Origin of the sequence: Micromonospora sp. WMMD729, from assembly GCF_049315225.1 — a bacterium.
Taxonomy (GTDB): domain Bacteria; phylum Actinomycetota; class Actinomycetes; order Mycobacteriales; family Micromonosporaceae; genus Micromonospora.
On the sequence record NZ_CP186059.1, the window covers coordinates 5,229,576 to 5,249,115 of the forward strand.

The window sequence follows — 19,540 nt, forward strand, 5'->3', positions numbered from 1 at the left end:
ACGTCGCACGACGGCGTGGGTCCGCTGATAGCGTCGCTACGTGTCGATGTTCCGAACTCCTCAGGTGATTCTCTTCAGCGAGGACGTCCCGCGCGCCGCCCAGTTCTATGGCGGTCTCGGCTTCACCGAGACCTTCCGGGTGCCGACCGAGGGCGAGCCGATCCACATCGACCTGACGCTCGACGGCTACAAGATCGGCATCGCATCGGTGACCTCCACGCGCGAGGACCACGGACTCGAACCCGTGCCGCAGGGTCAGCGGGCGGCGGTGATCCTCTGGACCGACGACACCGCCGGCGCGTACGCGGCCCTCACGACGAGGGGTGCCCCCGCCCTGGCCGCACCGCACCGGTGGCTCGACCGCCTGCTGATCGCGTGGACGGCCGACCCGGACGGCAACCCGATCCAGATCGTCCAGCAGCTCTGACGACTCCATTCGTTTGCGGCGAAAGGCGTAGCGTCTACTCGTAGAAGCAGCCGGCACGCAGGGCGTCCGCGACGAGTTGCCAGGTCGGTTGCGCCGGGAGAGGTTGGCCGGCCCGCTTCTGCAGGCGGCTTCGATCCTGGAGGAACGCCGCGCACGCCTCCAGGTAGCGGTCTGTGGTCATGTTCTCGACCGCGTCTGGATCGCGAGCGACATCATCAGCTAGCCACCGCAGCAAGGTGACCAAGTCGTCCAGGCTCTCGACCCGCTTCAGCGGGTGGTTGTCGTCCTCGGCCATTACCGCCTCCGCTGCATCCCCGCCGCCACCATTCGATGTTCTTCTCATCGGAACGCCACGGGATCGAATCCTGCCAGGGCAGCCCAACACCGCAGGTCACCGGGCTTGTCCCACCGGCCCGATCAACCACCACAACTCGTGGCTGGTCCCGGGGGCGATGTGGTGATTGCCGCCTCTCGGGATTGGTAGTGAACCGGCGGAAGGATCTTCTCCCGCATTGTGCCGGTCCAACCGTCGGGCACCGACGTACGGCAGGCTGGCACGATGCGGAAACTGACCTTCGGTATGAGCGTGAGCCTGGACGGCTACGTCGCCGCGCCCGGTGACGACCTCGGGTGGGGTGTGCCGAGCGACGAGTTGTTCCAGTGGTGGTCCGACCGGGTGGCGGCAACCGGCACGGCGCTGTACGGGCGCAAACTGTGGGAGGCGATGAGTTCCCACTGGCCGACCGCCGATCAGCAGCCGGGTGCCACACCGGCCGCGATCGAGTTCGCCGGCCGCTGGCGGGACATGCCGAAGGTGGTCTTCTCGTCGACGATCGACACGGTCGACTGGAACGCCCGTCTGCACACCGGCGACGCGGTCACCGAGATCACCCGGCTCAAGGACGGGGACGGCGGTCCGTTGGACATCGCCGGCGCAACCCTCGCGGCGGCCGCGATGCGGGAAGGGCTCATCGACGAGTACGCAATCGTCACCCATCCGGTCCTGATCGGCGGTGGCACACCGTTCTTCACGGCCCTCGACAAGTGGGTGAACCTGACCCTGGTGGAGACCCGGACTTTCCCGGGCGGCGTGTTGCTGACCAGGTACGAGACCAAGAACTGAGGCCGTACCTCTGTCGGGGTCAGGGGCGGTGTTGGCTCAGGTCGGCGTACTGCTGGACCGGCCCGCTGTATTCGGTGAGCGTGAACCGACGATGATCATCCTGGACGGGATGGACGGTGACCGCGCCACCTCCTCGCGGATTCGTCGTGCTCACCCCGCCCGCCGGCGCCCGCGCACCGACCTGCGCCGATCCTGCTTCTCAGCGCCACCGACGAACGTCGTGATGGCGTCGCGAAGGAGGCGGTCCGGGTCGCGCGGCTTGAGGTCGGGATCGGAGAACGGGGGTACGGCAAGGAGTTGCGTCAAGACCGCCGTCAGCCGCTCCCGTTCCACTCGTAGGCTCGACCACGCCGCATCAGGTAGCCGCAGCACGTTGGCGAGCAGGTCCCCCGGGTAGTAGTCGCCCTCCGCCAGCGGATCGCGGAGCAGGACGTCGACTGCGCGAGGCAGCAGGGCGGACACCCCGATCTCCTGCCCGAGCATGATCCTCAGGTCTTCGACCGTGAACTCAGCCAACGGCTTATGCCGCAGCTGCGTGCAGCGCGTGACAAGAAAGGTGGCGTCCGGACCGGGATCCGGCCAAACGTCCCGCTCAAGCACCTCGATCGTTGTCACGGTGTTCAGGGTAGACACGACCAGTCGGAAGATGTCACAGCCCGCCGGTACCTTCTCCCGGTCACTCTGAGGGTGGCGAGATGACAGCCGACCGGGAGGCTTCTGTGGGTGTCCTGTACGACTACTTCCGCGCTTCTGACGACGAGGCCGTCGCAAAGCTGATGGCCGACACCGATGGCGAGCCGGTGGTACGCGAGGGAGGCTCTTCCGTCGAGGATGCTGTGGACGGCAAGGGCATCGATCCGAACGTCATCCTCGGCAAGGTGGTCTCGTTCGCCCTCGACGTGCCATGGACTTCCGACCTTGTCGGGGAACGACTCCTCTGGCCCGACGGTGCCGCTGAGGACCGTGAGTACGAAGGGCCATGGGTCGTGGTATTGGGCGAAGGCGCGCGGGACGTGCTTGCCGAGATCCCGGATGACCGCGTGGCGCCCTTAGCGGAACAGTGGTCACGGATCGAAGAACTGTCCCACTACAGCGACACGCAGCCGGAGGCCATGCTGTCGCGGTTGCGTGAGTTCGTTGGCCTGGCACGCAGAGCACGCGCGAGCGGGCAGAACATCTATTGCTGGATCTGTCTCTAGCCGCCAGCCGCCGCCAGGTCACCCAACTCTGAGAGGGTTGGCCCTCCGAAGCTCCGGCACACGGGTCACAACGCCGGGTGCGGTCAACCTTGTTCGGCTACGAACGTCCCGCGCGCATGCACGGTGACGACCAGACCGCGCTCACGCAGCTCGCGCATCGCCATCCGGACGGTTCCGCGCGCCACGCCGTACGTCTGCTGCAAGTGAAGTTCGCTCGGCAAGGGCTGTCCGGGTCGAAGCTTGCCCTCCTCGATCTGCTTGGCGAGCAGGTCAGCCAACTGCCGGTAGAGCGGCATGTTGTTGAGCGGACTCGTCATGGGCGGCAGCGTAGACCCCGTCAGTTCGAAGGTGAGGCAGAGACCTCGCTGGATCACCGATCACTGCGAAAGCACAGTCGTAGGACGGTCTTCTTCGTTGCGCTGGGCCTGCGACGCATGCCCGGGCACTTTCCGACCCACGCGCCGCATCCGAGGTGACGCCGGGCTACAAGCCCTGATGCCCGCGCTGCGCACATAGACCTCCCGCTTGTCGGTGGCCATGCCCTTCGCATCGAGGACGTAGCCGGTCAACCACACCCAGCCGTGGTACGGGTCGGCTGCGCCGATCGACACGAGCCGGACGCGGAGCGCCCTGTCCCCGCTGAACTGCACTGAGCACTCCGGACCGATCAACACGAGATCACCGGCCTCGAACGCGGTCACCGGACCCATCCGAGGAAGCGGAGCCGAAGGGCCTCCGGCGGCGCCCAGCTCATGTCCTGACGGGCAGAGGCGAGGCACATGCCCATGTAGAGCTTCAGCGCGCACGAAGCTTCCGCGTACTCGGCCCGCAGTTCCTCTCGTCGCGCTAGGCACGGCCAGGGCCGGTCGCACGTCTCGCACGGCCAGAGAGGCAGGGTCGGTCCATGCCGCGTCATTGGTCCTCGCCCGGCCAGTGGCGCCGATTGATGGGGATGCGGTGACGAGAGTGGCAGGGCAGCTCCGCACCACAGCGGCATATGTAGCGCAAACGTCGCCAACTCCATGCCGGCCGGTGACGGCGCGCGAGGGTGAGTGCCGTCGACAGCAAATAGTCATCGAAACGAACCTTTCGCATCCGACCCCCTACCGATTGCCACCCTCTCCATCACCACCGTAGCTCTATACGTATGTGTACGTCTATAGACGTACCACAGGTCTAGACGTCCATGGACGTGCCATAGGTTGCGTTCATGATCGATCCGCTGTCTCCGACGCCGATGTACGTGCAGCTCGCAGACGTGATCGCCAAACGGATCGAGACCGGCGAGCTGCCACCGAAGCGACCGATCCCCAGCGAGTCCACGCTTCAGCAGGAGTACGGCGTCGCCCGCGGCACGGTCCGGGCAGCAGTGCGCCTGCTGCGCGAACGCGGGCTGGTCATGACCGTGCCGCAGCGCGGGACCTACGTCAGCGACAGGTAGGGATGCCGCCGCGTAACTAGTACCGAGCGGCTGTCTACGGGCGGCCCGTGCCCCGGCGTTAATAGGGCGTGACGTTCGAGGAATACGCGTTCGCCCGCACTTCGGCGCTGGTGCGGCTCGCGCGGTTGTTGACCGGCGACGAGCACAGGGCCGAGGACCTGGTCCAGGATGTTCTGGCCCGGGCGTACGCCCGCTGGGGTCGTATCTCGCGGACGGATCAGCCGGACGCCTACGTCCGGCGCATGCTCGTCAACGCCCACCACTCGTGGTGGCGTCGGCGCAGCAGCCGGGAGGTCAGCGTCGCGGACGTACTCGATCGGGCGGGCGACGTGGACGAGGCCGCCGGCGTCGCCGAGCGCGACGCGCTGTGGCGGCTCGTCCGTGACCTGCCGGCCCGGCAGCGCACCGTGATCGTCCTGCGCTACTACGAGGATCTCGACGACACGTCGATCGCCGAGATCCTCGCCTGCTCGACCGGCACGGTACGCACGCACGCGAAGCGCGCCCTGACGGCGCTGCGCAGACGGCAGGAAGCACCGACCCTCGCACGGGCAGGAGACCTCTGATGGTCAGCGACCTCGATCGGCAGCTCACCGCCACGCTCGCGCATCGCGCCGGTGGCGACGTCGACCCGACGCCCATCGTCGAGCAGGCCCGGCATCGCGGTCGCCGGCTGCGGCGGCGTCGCCGTGGGCTGCTCGCCGCGGGCACGGCGGCGGCGTGTGTCGCCCTCGCCACGCTGGTCAGCACCATCCCGACGGCCGGAGACCCAAGGCCGGCAGCCACGACGCTCCTGCTGCCGGAGGCAACCGTGCAGAACGGGCTGGCCGTTGGCGCAGACCCCACCACCGTGCACTTCTCGGCGGACGCGCTCATGAACGGCGCCGAATCCGCGACGTGGCGCGCGGGGCGGGGCTCCGAGAGTGTCGAGTTCCGGGGCCCGGACGGCTCGGCGCGTTTCGCGCTGGCCCGTAGCGTCGCGGCGCTGGACGCGTTGCCGCAGACCCTGTCCTCGTCCGGCCGGCCGCAGCCCCGGACCGACGTGCGGGTCGGTGACCGGCCCGGGGTCGCCTGGTTCGATCCGTCCGGCGACCAGCGGCTGTGGTTCGTCCGCTGGCAGCCGGCCGACGGGCTCTGGGCGCAGTTGGACACGTACGCGACCACCAGCGACGAGGCGATTGCGACGGCGGGCCGGGTGCGGTTCGACAGCGCTCGCCGCTGCGTGGTGCCGTTCCGCCTGGAGTCGCTTCCGGCCGGCGCACGGCTGCTCGAATGCTCGATCACCCTCGGCCGGTCGGAGAAAGCCCCCTTTGTCGAGGGTTCGCTCGTCGTCGGCGACGACGCCGGCCGCTGGCTGACAGTCCGGGCGCAACCCGCTCCGGGCCATCGGATCAGGTCGGCGGACCTCGTCGCGGGCCCCTACCGGGCCCGCCGACAGGGTGCCGACGTCGTGGAGATGACCGTCGAAACCTGCTTCATCGAGGCGTTCCGCAAGGGCTGGGGGGACGGCTACACCGAGGCGGAGGCGCTGACGATCCTCGGCGGGTACCGTCCCGCCCCCGACCTCGACCGCCCCGGCACCTGGTGACGCCGACCGTTGCGCACACGGTGGACGATGGCCCGGTGTCCAGACGACGGCGTCGACCGCCGCCACCTGCTCCGACCGGTCTGCGTCCGCGCATGCGGGTGCTGCTGATCGCGCTGCCCGTGCTGCTAGGAGGGTTGGGCCTGGCCATTGGTGCGGGGGCCTACCGCTGGCACGTCTCGTCGGAGGCGACTCGCCTGCGGGCGGACGGCGTGCCGGTCACGGCCTACGTCACCGATCGGGCCGGGGGCCACGGCCGGGGCAGCGGGATCGACCGGATCGAGGTCTCCTATCTGTACGGGTCGAGGTCGTACAGCACGTGGATTCCCTGCGCGGGCGGGACCGGCTGCCACCGGACTCCCGGCCCGACGATGGACCTGTGGGTGGATCCGGCCGCTCCCGAGAAGTTCGTAGCAGCCAACGGGCACACCAACGGCTCGATGTCGTTCCTGATGACCTGGACGATCCCCCCGATCGGGCTCGCGTTCGCCGCGCTCGGCGTCGTCCTGCTGGTGCTCGTCGTCCGCACGAGGGACGACCAGTGGCGGTAAGGCCGGCCGAACCGCACCGTAAGCCGGTGCCGGTCCGTCGCGGCGGTGCCATATGCTGCCCGCGTTCGACACGGGGGCACGGGGAGAAACACATGCGACGGTACGGCTGGGCGGCGCTCACGGCTGCGTTGATCACGGTGGCGTTGGCGGGCTGCGGCACGCCGGCCGGCACCGATGGCGACCTGGCCGACGACTGGCGGCCGATGGCGGCGGCGCAACAGTTCGTCCCGAAGGCCGACGAGTGCCACCTCATCGACGCGGCCACGTCGTACCTGGTCAGCTACTCCCCCGTCGACTGCGCCAAGACCCACAAGGTCGAGACCTTCTACGTGGGCACCTTCACCGGCGCGCTCGCCGACCGAACCGCGCCGCCCAAGACGGAGTCGGCGACGCTACGGTCGACCTTTGCCGACTGTGACAGCCGCGCCAAGAAGTTCGTGGCCGGCGAGTGGCGCGACGCCCGACTGTCGCTACAGGTCGTGCCGGCGTCGCCGGCCGCCTGGTCGGGTGGGGCGCGCTGGTACCGGTGCGACATCTACGAGTTGAACGAGGTCAGCGGCCCGAACGGCGACAGTGACGCGGCGATCGAGCGGGCCGGCTCGCTGCGGAACGCCCTGGCCAGCCGCTCCCCGCTGCACTACGGATGCATGAACGAAGACAAGTGGAAGATGCTGCGGACGGTCGCCTGCACCGCCGGGCACCAGTTCGAGTACGCGGGCACCTGGACGGCCCCGGATCGCTCCTGGGCGGATGCGACCCGGGACCAGGACCCCGTCCACGCGGCCTGCCGGAAGGTCATCGCGCGGTACGCGAAGGTGCCGGTGGACGCCAATCTGGTCTACCGCACCGGCACCTCGTACCGCTTCCCGAACCGCCTGCTGTGGGAGCGCGGTGATCGCGGCGTGCGCTGCTACTACTGGTCCGGTGGCACCATGGTCAAGCGGTCGATCGCCGGCGGCGGCACGAAGGCCCTGCCGATCCAGTAGGGCGGCTCAGCTCGGCCCCAGCAGCGCCGCCAGCGCGGCGTCGCCCTGCCCGAGCTGTGACCCACCGGGTGACGCCACCACCAGGAACCGCCGGCAGGCGTCGAGTTCCACGTACCACTGGGGCCCGCTGTCGTCGACGGCCCGGAGCACCGCGAAGCGGGACGCCGGGATGGTGCAGTCGGCCGCCGGTCGGGTGCCGGCCAGGGCCCGCAGCACGTCCGCCTGCCGCTCGGGTGTGAGCGGTCGGCCGTACACGAAGTCACCGGCCGGTTTGCCGCCGCCGCGCTCGGACGGGGGCACCTGGTAGACGCAGAGGCGCAGCGGCCCGACCTTCGGGCCGGCGGCGCCGGGCGCGACGCGGCCGGGACGGCCCAGGGTGCTCTCCACCCACACCATGTCCGCCCACTGCTGCGCGCATCCGGCGGCCTCCGCCTCCGGGGATTCGACCTGCCCGACGGTACGGCTGTCGACGGTGGTCAGCCGCAGTCCGTCCAGCGCCGCGCGGACCTCCGGGCGCGGCTTGCCGCAGGCGTCCGTCGGCAGGTGCGGCCGCAGCCACCGGCCCTTCTCGTCGAGCAGCGCCAGCCAGGGCGGGACCAGCATGTCGGCCGTGCAGCGGATCTCCCCCCGACCCCGTTCCTCGTCGGCCAGTCCCAGCGCGGTGACCAGCGGGCCGATGTCGTCGGCGCGGCGCTCGACGGCCACCTGCTCCCGGCCACCGGCGGCCCCCGGCACGACGTCGCGGCCGCAGAGCACGGCGGTGACCGGGGTGAACGTCGGGTCGATCCGTCCGACGCGCGGCTCGCCGCCGGCCGGTGGCGACGTCCCCGGTCCCCGGGGCACGGGCAGGACGCCCGCCTGCGGCGCGATCTCGGCGCACGAGGTCCAGTTCTCGGCGATCTCGGCCGGGCCCGGGCCCTTCGGCGGATCACCCGGCCCGGCGCAGCCGGTCAGTGCCAGGCCGCACAGCCCCAGGCCGAGCAGCGTCGCCACAAGTGTCGTTCCGCCCGAGCGCATCCCGCTCACCACCTCTCCGCCGCCACATACGACGGACGGGTGTCCGCCGGGGTTCCCGCGTGACGTCGCCGACCATCGCCGACGCCCCCGGCGGCGCCGGAGTGCCCGTTGCGCAGAATGGGCTGATGGCACATCTGGGACTGGTCGCGGTGCTGGTGAACGAGTACGACGAGGCGATCGACTTCTACGTCGGCGGGCTCGGCTTCGAGTTGGTGGAGGACACGCCCCGCCCGGACGGCTCACGCTGGGTGGTCGTACGCCCTCCCGGGGCGCGGGAGACTGCCCTGCTGCTGGCTCGGGCGAGCACCGCCGAACAGCGGGCGCGGGTGGGCGACCAGACCGGTGGAAGGGTCGGCCTGTTCCTGCACACCGAGGACTTCGCCGCAGCTCACGCCCGGATGGTCGCGGCCGGCGTACGGTTTTTGGAGGAGCCTCGACACGAGGCGTACGGCTCGGTGGCGGTCTTCGTCGACCTCTACGGCAACCGCTGGGACCTGATCCAGCCCCGCAGCGCAGAGTGACGACAAGGCGACACCACGCATCCGGTAGGTGAACGCTCACCATCCGCCATGCTATTCTCCGATGTCGATCTCCGCCGTGCGGACCCGGGACCGGGTCGTTGTCGGAAGGACGCCTCCCGATGCCGGCGACAGCCGCCCCGCCCATGCCACCGCCCGCCCTCGACAATCCGGCCGGCGGGGCGTTCAGTTTCATCTTCACCACCCTGCCGGCTCTGCTGCGGCTGACCTGCGGACTGGTCGGCGCCGCCGTGGCGTTGTCGGTGCGTACCCCGCCGGTGGACGCGGCCCTGCTGCTGCCCGGTGTGGCCGCGCTGACCGGGTGGTCGCTCTGGTACGCGGTCCGCGCGCTACGCCACGGGATCACGCCGGCGCTGGTCGCCGGTGACATCGCGATCACCGCGGCGGCCTGCCTGCTCATCCCCCGCCTGGTGGCGCCCGAGGTGCTGCCCGGCGAGGGCAGCTGGATCGCGGTGCTCGCCAGCACCACGGTGATCAACGCGCAGGCCACCGCCAGGGCCCGCTGGTCGATCCCGGCCGGCCTGCTGGTCACCGCCACGTACGTGGTGGGCGTGCAGGCGGCCGGCAACGTCACCGAGGCCCGGGCGCACGCCGCCACCCTGCTCGTGCAGACGGCCTGCACCGCGATGATGACGGCGGTGATGCGCCGCCGGATCGGTCGGGCCGACCACGCGTTCGCCGAGCACCAGCGGCTCACCCGGGAGGCGCTTGTCGCCCGGACCGCCCGGGAGGCGGAGCGCCAGCAGAACCGGGACCTGCACGACACGGTGCTCGGCACCCTGACCATGGTGGGGCTGGGCGCGGTCCCCGGTCCGTCGGCCACGTTCCGTGAACGGTGCGCCGCCGACCTGCGTACCCTCGTCGCGTTGACCGACCCCAACCCGGCGCCCGGCGACGGGCCGGTGCCGCTCGACGAGCGGTTGCGCACGGTGCCCGACCGGCTGCCCGAGCTGCCGGTGAGCCTGGAGCTGGCCGCCTGCGCGGTACCCGCCGGGGTGGCCGACGCGATCACCGAGAGCGCCTACGCGGCGCTGTCCAACGTGGTCCGGCACGCCCCGGGCGCGCGGGCCACGCTGCGGCTGAGCCGCGACGCGGCCGCCGTCGTGGCCGAGGTGGTCGACGACGGCCCGGGGTTCGACCCGGCCACCGTCCCCGCGCACCGGTACGGGCTGCGCGAGTCGATCCACGGGCGGATGGCGGCGGTCGGCGGGCGGGCCGAGGTGTGTTCCGCGCCCGGCGCCGGCACCCGGATTCGACTGGAGTGGCCCGGTGACGGCTGACCTCGGCGCGACGGCGGACCGCGCCGGCATCCGTGCCCTGCCGGTGCCTCGACCCGGCCCGGTCGACGGGCCCGAGCAGCCGGTGCTCGCCGCGCCGGCCGCCGTGGCCCAGGCCTCCGACCGGGGAGCCCGGATCGTCGCCGTCGCCATCGCGCTGGCCTGGCACGTCGCAATCGGGTTGCCGGCGGTGTTGGCGACCCGCACGCAGTTCGCCGCGCCCACGGTGGTGGTGGGTGGCTGGGTGCTGGTCGCGGTGACCGGGGCGGTGGCCGGTGTCCGGCTGCTGCGCGGCACACCGCTGCCGCCGTGGCCGCTCGCCGGGGTACTGGTCGCCGTCGACGCGGCGGTCTTCGCCGCGGTCGGCGAGCAGCAGCTGTTCACCGCCGCCAACTGGGTGTGGGGCACGCTCGGCTGGTTCTTCGTGCTCGCGCTCTGGGGGCGGCGGGTCAGCGGGCTCGTCGCGCTGCTGAGCGCCCACGCGATGATCGCGCTCGCCGCCGTCCTCGCGTACGCGCCGAGCGCGGCCGACCTGGCCCGCTACACCATGTACGTCTACGGCACGTTCTCGCTGCCGGTGGCAGTCTTCGCCGGTAGCGCGGTAATCGTCGGCCTGGCCCGGGACCGGGCCGCCGCCGCCGCGGCGATGCACACGATCGCCGCCGAGCGGGCCGCCGCCGAGCAGGGCCGGCAGGACCGCCGCGACCGGCTCGCCCTGGTGGGCGCGGCGGCCGGACGGGTGCTCGGCGAGCTGGCCGCCGGCGAGGCGGACCCGGCCGACCCGGAGGTGCAGCGCCGGTCCGTGTTGGCCGCGGCCCGGCTGCGCCGCCTGATCGCCGAATCCGACGACGTGCCCGACCCGCTCCTGCACGAGCTACGGGCCGCCGCCGACCTGGCCGAACGCAACGGGCTGCCGATCGACCTGGTCGCCATCGGCAACCCGCCGCCGTTGCCGGTCCAGGTCCGCCGCCGGTTGGCCGACCCGCTCACCAGCCTGCTCGCCGACGCCCGGGGGTGGGCCCGTCTGACCGTGGTGTCCGGCCCGGACGAGGTGGTGGTCAGCCTCGTCACGCCGGACCGGGAGGGACCGGACGCGACCGGCCCGCCCAGGGAACCGGACGACGGGCCGGTGCAGCACCTTTACGAACGGGACGGGGACATCAGATGGGCGCAGACCCGGTGGGCGGGGTGACCGGTGACCGGCCGGTCGGGGTGGCGATCGTCGACGACCACCCGGTGGTCGTCGAGGGGGTACGCGCCTGGCTCGCCAGTGAACCGCGACTGACCGTGCTGGCCACCGGCGACGATCCGGACGAGGTGCTGCGCGCCGCGCCGGACGCCGACGTGGTCCTGCTCGACCTGCGACTGCACGGCCGGATGGCGCTGGACAAGCTGGCCGAGCTGAGCGCCACCGGGCGGCGGGTGGTGGTCTACTCGGAGCACACCGACCCGGAGACGATGCTCGCCGCGCTGGACGCCGGGGCGGTGGCGTTCCTGGCCAAGCACGAGGGCCGCGAGCACTGCGTGGCGACCGTGCTGGCCGCGGCGAGCGACCGCCCGTACGTGCCTCCGGCGCTGGCCGGGGCGATGGTCGGCGACCCGAGACCGGACCGGCCGATGCTGTCCGACAAGGAGCGGGAAGCCCTGCTGCTCTGGTTCCAGTCGATGTCCAAGGCGTCGGTGGCGCGTCGCATGCAGATCAGCGAGCACACCGTGAAGCAGTACGTCGACCGCGCGCGGATCAAGTACACCCGGGCGGGGCGACCGGCAGCCACAAAGGCGGCGCTGCTCGCCCGTGCGATCGAGGACGGCCTCGTCCGCCCGGAGGAGATCGGCATCTACCGGTCACAGGCGACGCACGACCGGCCGACCCCCTAACGGGCGTCATGACAGTGGCCGACGGATCGGCGAAGCTCAACGCACAGCCAGTTCACCGGGAGGTCGTGACGATGCATGCCGACGCGTCCCCCTTCTTCATCGGCCCGCACCGGTTCGACGCGCCGGACGACGACGCCGGCCCCGCCCTCGACCGGCGGTACGACATGCGCCCGCTGCCGGGCGAGAAGGTGCTCGGGCGGCACCGGCTGCTCGTGGCCGGCTACCTGCTCGGGCCGACGGAGACACGGCGCGCCTGGCAGCTCCCCGGCCCCGTCACGGTGACCGTCACCGACCAGCGGATCTGCTGGGTGGGCACCGGCTCACAGCTCTCGCTGGTCGCCGACGACGCGCCCCGGCCCCGGCCCACCGGGCGGCTGACCGGGTTGATGACCGGCCAGATCCGCTGGCAGTGGCCGTCCCGGCTGGAGCTTCCGCCCACGGACCCGGCGCAGCTGATGATCGTCTGCGACGCGTTGCGGACCATCCAGCAGCCGGCGCTGAGCCTGGGCGGGTCACCGGGCGAGGTTGTCGCGCTGGCCCGGCAGGTCCGCCGGGCGGTGGCCACGTTCCGGCTCACCCGCCCGCAACTGGTGGACCTCTCCGCGCAGGAGCGCGACGTGCTGCTGCTGCGGGCCGGCCCCGCGCTGCTCGCCGGGGAACCCCGGATCACCCTCCCCGGCTCGCTGCCGGTGGAGTTCCGCTCCCGCGACGACTACTACCGGTCGGGACCGGAGCCCAGCTCCTGGGACGGCTTCGCCGACGGCACGTCCGGACGTCACTGACGCGGAGTCCGGCCGTACCCGGGTGTCGTTGGTGGCGTACCCCGGCGTCGCCGACAGCCTGCGCGCGGCCGGCAGCAGATCCAGGCGGCGGCCGGCGGCAGATCCGGGCGGCGGCCGGCGGCAGATCCGGGCGGCGGCCGGGCGTCGTCAGACGCTGGCGGCGCGTTCCTCGCCGTCGGCGTCCAGCGCGGCGGCCTCCTCGGGCGTCGGCGCGCTCCCGCCGAGGTGAGCCGGCAGCCACCAGGTGTCCTCCGGACCGGCCGGCGCATCCGGGTACTCGCGCTGAGCCCGATCCACGAGCGCGCTCAGGCGGGTCGTCAGCTCGGCGGCCAGCACGTTCGGGTCCGGGAAGTCCGCCGGCAGGATCGGCTCGCCGATGAGGATCGTGATGGGCGTGTGCCGGCGGGTGAGCGTGCGGGACCGGCCCTTGGTCCAGAGCCGCTGGGTGCCCCACAGCGCGACCGGCAGCACCGGCACCTTCGCCGAACGGGCCATCCGGACGGTACCGCTCTTGAGTTCCTTGACCGTGAACGACCGGCTGATGGTGGCCTCCGGGAAGACGCCCACCACCTCGCCGCGCTTGAGCGCGTCGACGGCCGCCCGGAACGAGGCCGCGCCGGCCTGCCGGTCCACCGGGATGTGGCGCATGCCGCGCATCAGCGGGCCGGAGATCCGGTGTGCGAACACCGACTGCTTGGCCATGAAGCGGACGAGCCGACCCGAGGGGTTCGCGCCCAGGCCCGCGAAGATGAAGTCGAGGTAGCTGACGTGGTTGCTGGCCAGCACCGCCCCGCCCGTGCGGGGTACGTGGTGGGCACCCTCGATGGTGATCTTCAGGTCGAGGACCCGGAACAGCGTCTTGGCAGCGGCGATAACGGGCGGGTACACGAGCTCCGGCATCCGCAGAATCTACCGTGTCCGGCTGGGGATCGCCTGGGTGGCGGCCCGGCGGCGACGCGGATGCCGCGCCGCCGCCGATGTGCCTCGCGCGCGGCTCAGTCGGCGAGACTGTGCAGGTCGAGCCGTCCCCGGGCGAAGGCGTCCACCCGCCCCCAACGACCCGGAATGTCCAGGACCTCGATCCGGCCCATCCCGACCGGCAGACGCGGTTCGACCGCCAGGTGCCCGTCGTGCGGTTCGAGACCGAGCATGGTACGCAGCAGCAGCAGCGGCGTACCTGTCGACCAGGCCTGCGGGCTGCACGCCGTCGGGTACTCGACCGGGAACTTGGTCAGCTCCCGCGGATAGCCGCCGAACGCCTCCGGTAGCCGGCCGTCGAAGTAGGTGGCCGCGTCGAGCATGCCGTTGGCGATGGTGGCGGCCTCCTCGGCGAAGCCGTACCGCCGCAGGCCCCAGGCGATGAACGAGTTGTCGAACGGCCAGATCGTGCCGTTGTGGTAGCCGATGGGGTTGTACCGGGCCTCCCCCTCGGCGAGCGTGCGCACCCCCCAGCCGGAGAACAGTCGCGGTCCGACCAGGTGCGCCGCGAGCTTCTCGGCCCGCGCCGGGTCGACGATCCCGCTCCACAGCAGGTGGCCGATGTTGGAGCTGAGGATGTCGCACTGGCGACCGTCCGGGTCCAGGGCCAACGCGTAGTACTCGCCGTCGGCCACCCACCAGTCCCGGTTGAACCGCTCCTTCAGCTCCGCCGCCTCCCGCTCCAACTGGTCCGCGAACTCCGGGTCGTCCCAGAACAGGCGGGCCATCCGCGCCGCGCGAACCTTCGCGTCGTACGCGTACCCCTGCACCTCGCAGGTGGCCCGCGGGAACGGCGGCAGGGTGCCGTCGGAGTAGGAGATCGAGTCCCAGGAGTCCTTCCAGCACTGGTTCTCCAGGCCGGTCTCGGTGTTGCGGCGCTCGTACCAGATGTAGCCGTTGCCGATCAGGTCGGCGTAGCTGTCGATCCACTTGAGCGCGGCCCGGGACTCCTGCTCCAACTCCTTGACCAGCGCGACGTCCCCGCTCCACCGCTCGTACTCGTCGAGCAGCACGAGGAACAACGGGGTGGCGTCCACCGATCCGTAGTACGGCGAGTGCGGCTGCTCCTCGAAGGCGGCGGTCTCGCCATAGCGCATCTCGTGCAGGATCCGCCCCGGATCCTCGTCCCGGAAGTCGTCGAACCGGCTGCCCTGCAGGGACGCCAGGATGCGCAGCGTCGTCTTCGACAGCTGCGGCGTGAACGGCAGCGTCTGGAGGCAGGTGAGGATGCTGTCCCGACCGAACATGGTCATGAACCAGGGCAGACCGGCCGCGGGCAGGGTCGCGCCCCCGAGCGACAGCGGCGAGAAGCGCAGCGCCGCCAGGTCGATCAGACTGCGGCGGTACGTGGCGGCGACCCGACCGTGCTCGCTGTTGACCTTCGGCGCGTCGGCGATCCACTGCTCCAGGTCGTGTTGCAGGGCCAGCCGCTCGCCACCGTGCACGCGCACGCCCATCCGCAGGTCCCGGTCCCCCGGTCCGACCGCGCGCGTCTGCACGTCGATCGTCGCGTCCCACTGCTCGTTCGGTTCGAGGTGGATGGTGTACGCGAAACCCCGGTTGTCGTAGCGGGCCGGCACCGACGACAAGATGATCGTCTCGCGCCGGAAGTTGCCCCGGCGGTAGCCCAGGCGCAGCCTGTCCGCCTCGACCTCGGTGTAGGTCTCGCCCTTCTTGTTCAGGATCTCGTCCTTGACCTGGAACAGGTCGGCGAAGTCGGACGCCGCGTCCATCCGGATCTCCAGGTCGACAGCCTTCTCGTCGTGGTTGAGAATGGTGAGCTGTTCCCGGAAGCTGCCGCCGACCGCCCGCTCGCGGATGATCGACAACTTCGCGTCCACGTAGTGCGTGGCCATCCCCGGCACCAGGAAGAACCGGGACTCGAAGTACTGCAGATCGTCGTACGACAGTGAGTTGAGGCGTTCGCCGTTGACGCTCAGCACCCAGGTGGACAGGAACCGGGTGTCGAGTGAGAAGAGTCCGGTCGGTTCGCTCGGCGTCGCCTCGATGTCGCCGGTGTCCTCACAGACGACGAACGTGCTGCCGTCCAGGATCCGGATCGTGTTGCTCTGACCCATCACCGCACCTCCCCTGCGAAGCGGCGACGCGGCCCACGGGCGTCCGGCGACCCGGGGAGGATCCGCTCCACCTGCACCAACAGCCGGGCGTCCCCCGACACCGTCATGTCCCCGCGCAACACGGCGGCCAGGCCGTGCTCGCGACCGGCCGCTATCTCGTCGAACAGCATCGGGTCGGCGCCGATCACCGTGTCGGCCTCCCGGTCCTCCTGGCTCACGTCGAGCCGCCCATGGTCGATCTTCAGCAGCCAGTGCCGGGTCTGCGCCCCCTCGTGCAGGTCGATCCGCAGTGTCCCGGAAGTTTTCGCCAGCAGGGGCTCGTACCCCCGCCGGTCCAGGTCCTCGAAGAACCTCGTGGTCGCGTCCACCATCGGGTCCACTCCTCCCCCAGTCGGCCGGACCGCCGCAACCCACGCGGCAGCCTTCACGGCCGGCGTCCCACGTCCCCGCACAAGTCCCCGCACCCCACAACCCCAACCTCGCCCAATTAGGGTGACCAGCCCCGCCCCCGCCCCTCCGCCCCCGCCGCTCTGCCCCCGCCGCTCCGCCCCCGCCGCTCTGCCCCGGCCGCTCCGCCCCCGCCGCTCCGCCCCGGTGATCAAGAGGTTGGCGTCACCGCTTCCGGCGTGTCGTGACGCCAATCTCTTGATCACCGGGGGCGAGCGAGGTCGGGCGGGGTCAGGCAGGGGGCGGGGGTGGGGGGCAGGGACGGGGGCGCCGGCCCTTCCTGGACGGGAAGGGCCGGCGCTTCGTGCGTTTGCTGCGTCAGTTGTTCGGGTCGTCGGCGCTGATGTCGGCCAGCACCGACTGCGGCTCACGCTCGACCGCGAGGTCGCCCATCGAGACCAGGCCGATCAGGCGGCCCTCGTCCACCACCGGCAGTCGGCGTACGGCGTAGGTGCGCATCAGGTCCGCGGCGGACACCGCGTCGTCGTACTGGCTCACGGTGATCACATCGCGGCTGGTGATCTGGTTCAGCCGGGTCGAGCCCGGGTCCATGTTCTCCGCGACACCCCGGACCGTGATGTCCCGGTCCGTGACGATACCGACGACACTGTCGCCATCGGTCACCACCACGTCACCAATGGCGCTGTCGCGCATCTCCTGCGCGGCTGCGATGAGCGTGTCGTTGCCGTCCATCGTCACCAACCGGGTCGTCATGAACTCTCCGACCGTTGTCATGGTGCTCCCCTCTCGGTGTCGGCACGGCTCGTCTACCCGCCGCCTCGCAGGGGGTAACGCGGTCGGTTCGACGGCTATCCGTCCGGCCGGCGCAGGCGGCGCAGCAGGAAGATCGCCATCGCGAACAGCGGTTCGGTGACGAACACAGGGGGCAGCGTGCTCCGGCGACGCCGCCTACCGTGGATGGGGTGCTGACGGGCGAGCGTGACCTGCGGGAGTTGGTCGCCGGCAACGCCTGGCTGACCCGGGCGCTGACGGTGGTCCGCGACTCCGGCCTGCCCGACGCCTGGATCGGCGCGGGTGCCCTGCGCGACCTGGTCTGGGGCGAGCGGTACGGCGACGGCTTCGACCCGAGCACGGTCCGCGACGTGGACGTGGTCTTCTTCGACCCGGCGCGGTTGTCCCGCGAGGACGACCAGCGGGCCACCGATCGCCTGGCCGCCGCCTGGCCGGCCCTACGGTGGCAGGCACGCGACCAGGCGGCGGTACACACCTGGTACGCCGCGAAGTTCGGTGGCGACCCGATCGCCCCGTACCGCAGCGTCGCCGAGGCGGTGGCCACCTGGCCGGAGTACGCCACGGCCGTGGCCGTGCGCCTACCAGCGGACGGTGAGCTGGAGATCTGCGCACCGTACGGCCTTGCGGACCTGCTGGGCGGGGTGTGGCGGCACAACCCGAGCCGGGTGGACGTCGCGCTGTCCCGGCAGCGGCTGGCCCGCCACCGGCCCGCGCAACGCTGGCCCGGGGTGACCGTGATCGCGCCGGGGTGACCGGCGGCCGGAACCGCGGCGCACCGGAAAGAGAGTGGGGGACGCCGCGAGCCGTCAGGAGCGGGGCGGGATTCCGTAGATCCGCTCGACGTGCAGGCGCAACACCAGCCGCTGCTCGGCGACCATGGCGCTGCGGTATTCGGCCCAGTCGGGGTGCTCGCCGCGCAAGGACCGGTAGAGCCCGACCAACTCCTCGACCGTGTCGTCGTCGACGTCGGCCGCCGGAGCGGTCAACTCGGCCCGCCCCTCGACGACCGCGTACGCCCAGCCGTCCTCGCTGCTGACGTGGAAGCTGGCGCGCGGGTCCCGACGGAGGTTGGCGGTCTTGGCCCGGCTCTCGGTGACGGATACCCGGATCAGGCCGGCCGCGGGATCGAACGAGTAGACCACGGTGGACATCTGCGGTCGTCCGTCGCGTTTGATGGTGGCGAGCACGCCCATCGAACGACCGGCGATCAGGTCGGTCAACGCCTGCTGGTTGGGGTCCTCCGGCACGGCTTCCTCCAGGTGGCACGGTCGGCTTCGTCAAGTGGCACGGTCGGCTTCGTTCCATCCAAACATGACCGGCACGCGTCCGCTCCCGACGTGCCGGTGCCCACCACGGACCGCGGGCCCGGACCGTGACCGGCCGGGCCCGCAGCAGACGGTGGTCCTCAGCGCCGTCCGGCGGCCACCAACTCGGCGAGCTGTACGGCGTTGAGCGCCGCGCCCTTGCGCAGGTTGTCGTTGGAGCAGAACAGCGCCAGCCCGTACTCGACGGTCTCGTCGGCGCGGATGCGGCCCACGTAGGTCGGGTCCTGCCCGGCGGCCTGCAACGGCGTCGGCACGGCGGTCAGCGCGACACCGGGCGCGTCGGCCAGCAGCTCGTGAGCCCGCTGCGGCGTGATCGGCCGCGCGAAGCGGGCGTTGATCTGGAGCGAGTGGCCGGTGAAGACCGGCACCCGGACGCAGGTGCCGGAGACCTTGAGGTCGGGGATCTCCAGGATCTTGCGGCTCTCGTTGCGGAGCTTCTGCTCCTCGTCGGTCTCGAACGAGCCGTCGTCGACGATCGAGCCGGCCAGCGGGAGCACGTTGAAGGCGATCGGCTCGGCGAACGAGCGGGGCGCGGGGAACTCCACGGCCGAACCGTCGAAGGCGAGCCCGGCGGCGTGCTCGGCGACCTTGCGGACCTGCTCGTCGAGCTCGGCGACGCCGGCCAGCCCGGCGCCGGAGACCGCCTGGTACGTCGAGACGACCAGGCCGATCAGGCCGGCCTCGGCGTGCAGCGGGCGCAGCACCGGCATCGCGGCCATGGTGGTGCAGTTGGGGTTGGCGATGATGCCCTTCGGCCGGTCGGTGGCGGCGTGTGGGTTGACCTCGGCAACGACCAGCGGCACCAGCGGGTCCATCCGGAACGCCGACGAGTTGTCGATCACCACGGCGCCGGCCTCGGCGACCCGCGGAGCGAGCTCCCTGGCCGTGCCCTTACCGGCCGAGAAGAGCACGATGTCCAGCCCGGAGTAGTCCGCCGTCGCGGCGTCCTCGACGGTCACCTCTTCGTCGCGCCACGGCAGCGTACGCCCGGCGGACCGCGCCGAGGCGAACAACCGCACCTGCTCCGCCGGGAACTCCCGCTCCGCCAGCACCTGCCGCATCACGCCACCGACCTGGCCGGTGGCCCCCACAATGCCGATCCTCATGCCCCGGAGGCTACCCACCCCACCCCGGAAACCGGGACCCCTTTCCCA

The 19,540-nt window shown here is 71.5% G+C and carries 25 protein-coding genes; 14 read left to right on the top strand and 11 right to left on the bottom strand.

Annotated elements, in window-relative coordinates; translation table 11 throughout:
• The first annotated feature begins 46 nt into the window (after positions 1 to 46).
• Positions 47 to 427, top strand: a complete 381-nt coding sequence (locus tag ACN263_RS23860; RefSeq protein WP_422740801.1) for a VOC family protein — start codon at positions 47 to 49, stop codon at positions 425 to 427.
• A 34-nt stretch (positions 428 to 461) separates the two neighbouring features.
• On the opposite strand, the gene ACN263_RS23865 is transcribed toward ACN263_RS23860, so the two are convergent.
• Positions 462 to 722 carry a DUF7660 family protein gene (locus ACN263_RS23865; RefSeq protein WP_422736552.1) on the bottom strand — a complete coding sequence of 87 codons (261 nt, stop codon included), beginning with the start codon at positions 720 to 722 and terminating at the stop codon, positions 462 to 464.
• Between the two features lie 264 nt (positions 723 to 986).
• On the opposite strand from ACN263_RS23865, the gene ACN263_RS23870 reads away from it, so the two are divergent.
• Positions 987 to 1,550: a dihydrofolate reductase family protein gene (locus ACN263_RS23870; RefSeq protein WP_422736553.1), complete on the top strand. Its 564-nt coding sequence runs from the start codon at positions 987 to 989 to the stop codon at positions 1,548 to 1,550.
• A gap of 150 nt (positions 1,551 to 1,700) precedes the next feature.
• On the opposite strand, the gene ACN263_RS23875 is transcribed toward ACN263_RS23870, so the two are convergent.
• Positions 1,701 to 2,165 carry a contact-dependent growth inhibition system immunity protein gene (locus ACN263_RS23875; RefSeq protein ID WP_422736554.1) on the bottom strand — a complete coding sequence of 155 codons (465 nt, stop codon included), beginning with the start codon at positions 2,163 to 2,165 and terminating at the stop codon, positions 1,701 to 1,703.
• An 80-nt stretch (positions 2,166 to 2,245) separates the two neighbouring features.
• Here ACN263_RS23875 and ACN263_RS23880 point away from each other — a divergent pair, with 80 nt between their 5' ends.
• Entirely contained in the window at positions 2,246 to 2,749 is a 504-nt protein-coding gene (locus ACN263_RS23880) for a hypothetical protein (RefSeq protein ID WP_422736555.1), read from the top strand.
• Between the two features lie 83 nt (positions 2,750 to 2,832).
• Here ACN263_RS23880 and ACN263_RS23885 read toward each other — a convergent pair whose 3' ends face one another.
• The gene (locus tag ACN263_RS23885; protein ID WP_421472799.1) at positions 2,833 to 3,066 is read right to left on the bottom strand and encodes a GntR family transcriptional regulator; all 234 of its coding nucleotides are present in this window, start codon (positions 3,064 to 3,066) and stop codon (positions 2,833 to 2,835) included.
• 60 nt (positions 3,067 to 3,126) lie between these two features.
• Entirely contained in the window at positions 3,127 to 3,450 is a 324-nt protein-coding gene (locus tag ACN263_RS23890) for a hypothetical protein (protein ID WP_422736556.1), read from the bottom strand.
• A gap of 509 nt (positions 3,451 to 3,959) precedes the next feature.
• Between ACN263_RS23890 and ACN263_RS23895 the strand changes: the two genes are divergently transcribed.
• The 5 genes from ACN263_RS23895 to ACN263_RS23915 all read left to right on the top strand — a co-directional run bounded on the left by ACN263_RS23895 (position 3,960) and on the right by ACN263_RS23915 (position 7,312).
• On the top strand, positions 3,960 to 4,190 hold the full coding sequence (locus ACN263_RS23895; RefSeq protein WP_422736557.1) for a GntR family transcriptional regulator: 231 nt from the start codon (positions 3,960 to 3,962) through the stop codon (positions 4,188 to 4,190).
• 68 nt (positions 4,191 to 4,258) lie between these two features.
• The gene (locus ACN263_RS23900; RefSeq protein WP_422736558.1) at positions 4,259 to 4,756 is read left to right on the top strand and encodes a SigE family RNA polymerase sigma factor; all 498 of its coding nucleotides are present in this window, start codon (positions 4,259 to 4,261) and stop codon (positions 4,754 to 4,756) included.
• The gene (locus ACN263_RS23905) at positions 4,756 to 5,778 is read left to right on the top strand and encodes a hypothetical protein (RefSeq protein WP_422736559.1); all 1,023 of its coding nucleotides are present in this window, start codon (positions 4,756 to 4,758) and stop codon (positions 5,776 to 5,778) included. Before ACN263_RS23900 ends, ACN263_RS23905 begins: the two co-directional genes overlap by 1 nt.
• A 35-nt stretch (positions 5,779 to 5,813) precedes the next feature.
• A complete protein-coding gene (locus ACN263_RS23910; protein WP_422736560.1) occupies positions 5,814 to 6,326 on the top strand; it encodes a hypothetical protein in 513 nt (170 codons plus the stop codon).
• A gap of 92 nt (positions 6,327 to 6,418) precedes the next feature.
• Complete coding sequence (locus ACN263_RS23915) at positions 6,419 to 7,312, top strand: septum formation family protein (RefSeq protein ID WP_422736561.1); 894 nt, start codon at positions 6,419 to 6,421, stop codon at positions 7,310 to 7,312.
• A 6-nt stretch (positions 7,313 to 7,318) separates the two neighbouring features.
• Here ACN263_RS23915 and ACN263_RS23920 read toward each other — a convergent pair whose 3' ends face one another.
• On the bottom strand, positions 7,319 to 8,338 hold the full coding sequence (locus ACN263_RS23920) for a hypothetical protein (RefSeq protein WP_422736562.1): 1,020 nt from the start codon (positions 8,336 to 8,338) through the stop codon (positions 7,319 to 7,321).
• A 116-nt stretch (positions 8,339 to 8,454) separates the two neighbouring features.
• Here ACN263_RS23920 and ACN263_RS23925 point away from each other — a divergent pair, with 116 nt between their 5' ends.
• The 5 genes from ACN263_RS23925 (at position 8,455) to ACN263_RS23945 (ending at position 12,805) form a co-directional block, all read left to right on the top strand.
• Positions 8,455 to 8,850: a VOC family protein gene (locus ACN263_RS23925; protein WP_422736563.1), complete on the top strand. Its 396-nt coding sequence runs from the start codon at positions 8,455 to 8,457 to the stop codon at positions 8,848 to 8,850.
• 119 nt (positions 8,851 to 8,969) lie between these two features.
• Positions 8,970 to 10,148 (top strand): sensor histidine kinase, encoded by a 1,179-nt coding sequence (locus ACN263_RS23930; RefSeq protein WP_422736564.1) that lies wholly within the window; start codon positions 8,970 to 8,972, stop codon positions 10,146 to 10,148.
• Positions 10,138 to 11,337: a hypothetical protein gene (locus tag ACN263_RS23935; protein ID WP_422736565.1), complete on the top strand. Its 1,200-nt coding sequence runs from the start codon at positions 10,138 to 10,140 to the stop codon at positions 11,335 to 11,337. Before ACN263_RS23930 ends, ACN263_RS23935 begins: the two co-directional genes overlap by 11 nt.
• Entirely contained in the window at positions 11,310 to 12,023 is a 714-nt protein-coding gene (locus ACN263_RS23940) for a response regulator (protein WP_422736566.1), read from the top strand. The genes ACN263_RS23935 and ACN263_RS23940 overlap by 28 nt, the downstream gene beginning before the upstream one ends.
• Positions 12,024 to 12,094: 71 nt before the next feature.
• Positions 12,095 to 12,805, top strand: a complete 711-nt coding sequence (locus tag ACN263_RS23945; RefSeq protein ID WP_422736567.1) for a hypothetical protein — start codon at positions 12,095 to 12,097, stop codon at positions 12,803 to 12,805.
• 147 nt (positions 12,806 to 12,952) lie between these two features.
• Here ACN263_RS23945 and ACN263_RS23950 read toward each other — a convergent pair whose 3' ends face one another.
• The 4 genes from ACN263_RS23950 to ACN263_RS23965 form a co-directional block, all read right to left on the bottom strand.
• Entirely contained in the window at positions 12,953 to 13,705 is a 753-nt protein-coding gene (locus ACN263_RS23950) for a lysophospholipid acyltransferase family protein (RefSeq protein WP_422736568.1), read from the bottom strand.
• A gap of 95 nt (positions 13,706 to 13,800) precedes the next feature.
• Entirely contained in the window at positions 13,801 to 15,861 is a 2,061-nt protein-coding gene (locus tag ACN263_RS23955; protein WP_422736569.1) for a glycogen debranching N-terminal domain-containing protein, read from the bottom strand.
• Positions 15,861 to 16,232 (bottom strand): SCP2 sterol-binding domain-containing protein, encoded by a 372-nt coding sequence (locus ACN263_RS23960; protein ID WP_422736570.1) that lies wholly within the window; start codon positions 16,230 to 16,232, stop codon positions 15,861 to 15,863. The genes ACN263_RS23955 and ACN263_RS23960 overlap by 1 nt, the downstream gene beginning before the upstream one ends.
• A gap of 394 nt (positions 16,233 to 16,626) precedes the next feature.
• Positions 16,627 to 17,043, bottom strand: a complete 417-nt coding sequence (locus tag ACN263_RS23965) for a CBS domain-containing protein (protein ID WP_422736571.1) — start codon at positions 17,041 to 17,043, stop codon at positions 16,627 to 16,629.
• 188 nt (positions 17,044 to 17,231) lie between these two features.
• Between ACN263_RS23965 and ACN263_RS23970 the strand changes: the two genes are divergently transcribed.
• Positions 17,232 to 17,813, top strand: coding sequence for a nucleotidyltransferase family protein (locus tag ACN263_RS23970; protein ID WP_422736572.1), 582 nt, complete (start codon positions 17,232 to 17,234; stop codon positions 17,811 to 17,813).
• A 54-nt stretch (positions 17,814 to 17,867) separates the two neighbouring features.
• Here the strand turns inward: ACN263_RS23970 and ACN263_RS23975 are convergent, their stop codons facing one another.
• On the bottom strand, positions 17,868 to 18,308 hold the full coding sequence (locus ACN263_RS23975; RefSeq protein WP_422736573.1) for a PPOX class F420-dependent oxidoreductase: 441 nt from the start codon (positions 18,306 to 18,308) through the stop codon (positions 17,868 to 17,870).
• Positions 18,309 to 18,466: 158 nt separating this feature from the next.
• Positions 18,467 to 19,492 carry an aspartate-semialdehyde dehydrogenase gene (locus tag ACN263_RS23980; protein WP_422736574.1) on the bottom strand — a complete coding sequence of 342 codons (1,026 nt, stop codon included), beginning with the start codon at positions 19,490 to 19,492 and terminating at the stop codon, positions 18,467 to 18,469.
• Positions 19,493 to 19,540 lie beyond the last annotated feature (48 nt).

Bases quoted from the DNA above. Each gene is read 5' to 3' on its own strand.
- ACN263_RS23925 (WP_422736563.1), top strand. From the start codon at position 8,455: ATGGCACATCTGGGACTGGTCGCGGTGCTGGTGAACGAGTACGACGAG.
- ACN263_RS23905 (WP_422736559.1), top strand. From the start codon at position 4,756: ATGGTCAGCGACCTCGATCGGCAGCTCACCGCCACGCTCGCGCATCGC.
- ACN263_RS23965 (WP_422736571.1), bottom strand. From the start codon at position 17,043: ATGACAACGGTCGGAGAGTTCATGACGACCCGGTTGGTGACGATGGAC.
- ACN263_RS23885 (WP_421472799.1), bottom strand. From the start codon at position 3,066: ATGACGAGTCCGCTCAACAACATGCCGCTCTACCGGCAGTTGGCTGAC.
- ACN263_RS23915 (WP_422736561.1), top strand. From the start codon at position 6,419: ATGCGACGGTACGGCTGGGCGGCGCTCACGGCTGCGTTGATCACGGTG.
- ACN263_RS23895 (WP_422736557.1), top strand. From the start codon at position 3,960: ATGATCGATCCGCTGTCTCCGACGCCGATGTACGTGCAGCTCGCAGAC.
- ACN263_RS23950 (WP_422736568.1), bottom strand. From the start codon at position 13,705: ATGCCGGAGCTCGTGTACCCGCCCGTTATCGCCGCTGCCAAGACGCTG.
- ACN263_RS23865 (WP_422736552.1), bottom strand. From the start codon at position 722: ATGGCCGAGGACGACAACCACCCGCTGAAGCGGGTCGAGAGCCTGGAC.
- ACN263_RS23940 (WP_422736566.1), top strand. From the start codon at position 11,310: ATGGGCGCAGACCCGGTGGGCGGGGTGACCGGTGACCGGCCGGTCGGG.
- ACN263_RS23960 (WP_422736570.1), bottom strand. From the start codon at position 16,232: ATGGTGGACGCGACCACGAGGTTCTTCGAGGACCTGGACCGGCGGGGG.
- ACN263_RS23945 (WP_422736567.1), top strand. From the start codon at position 12,095: ATGCATGCCGACGCGTCCCCCTTCTTCATCGGCCCGCACCGGTTCGAC.
- ACN263_RS23980 (WP_422736574.1), bottom strand. From the start codon at position 19,492: ATGAGGATCGGCATTGTGGGGGCCACCGGCCAGGTCGGTGGCGTGATG.
- ACN263_RS23880 (WP_422736555.1), top strand. From the start codon at position 2,246: ATGACAGCCGACCGGGAGGCTTCTGTGGGTGTCCTGTACGACTACTTC.
- ACN263_RS23930 (WP_422736564.1), top strand. From the start codon at position 8,970: ATGCCGGCGACAGCCGCCCCGCCCATGCCACCGCCCGCCCTCGACAAT.
- ACN263_RS23870 (WP_422736553.1), top strand. From the start codon at position 987: ATGCGGAAACTGACCTTCGGTATGAGCGTGAGCCTGGACGGCTACGTC.
- ACN263_RS23955 (WP_422736569.1), bottom strand. From the start codon at position 15,861: ATGGGTCAGAGCAACACGATCCGGATCCTGGACGGCAGCACGTTCGTC.
- ACN263_RS23860 (WP_422740801.1), top strand. From the start codon at position 47: ATGTTCCGAACTCCTCAGGTGATTCTCTTCAGCGAGGACGTCCCGCGC.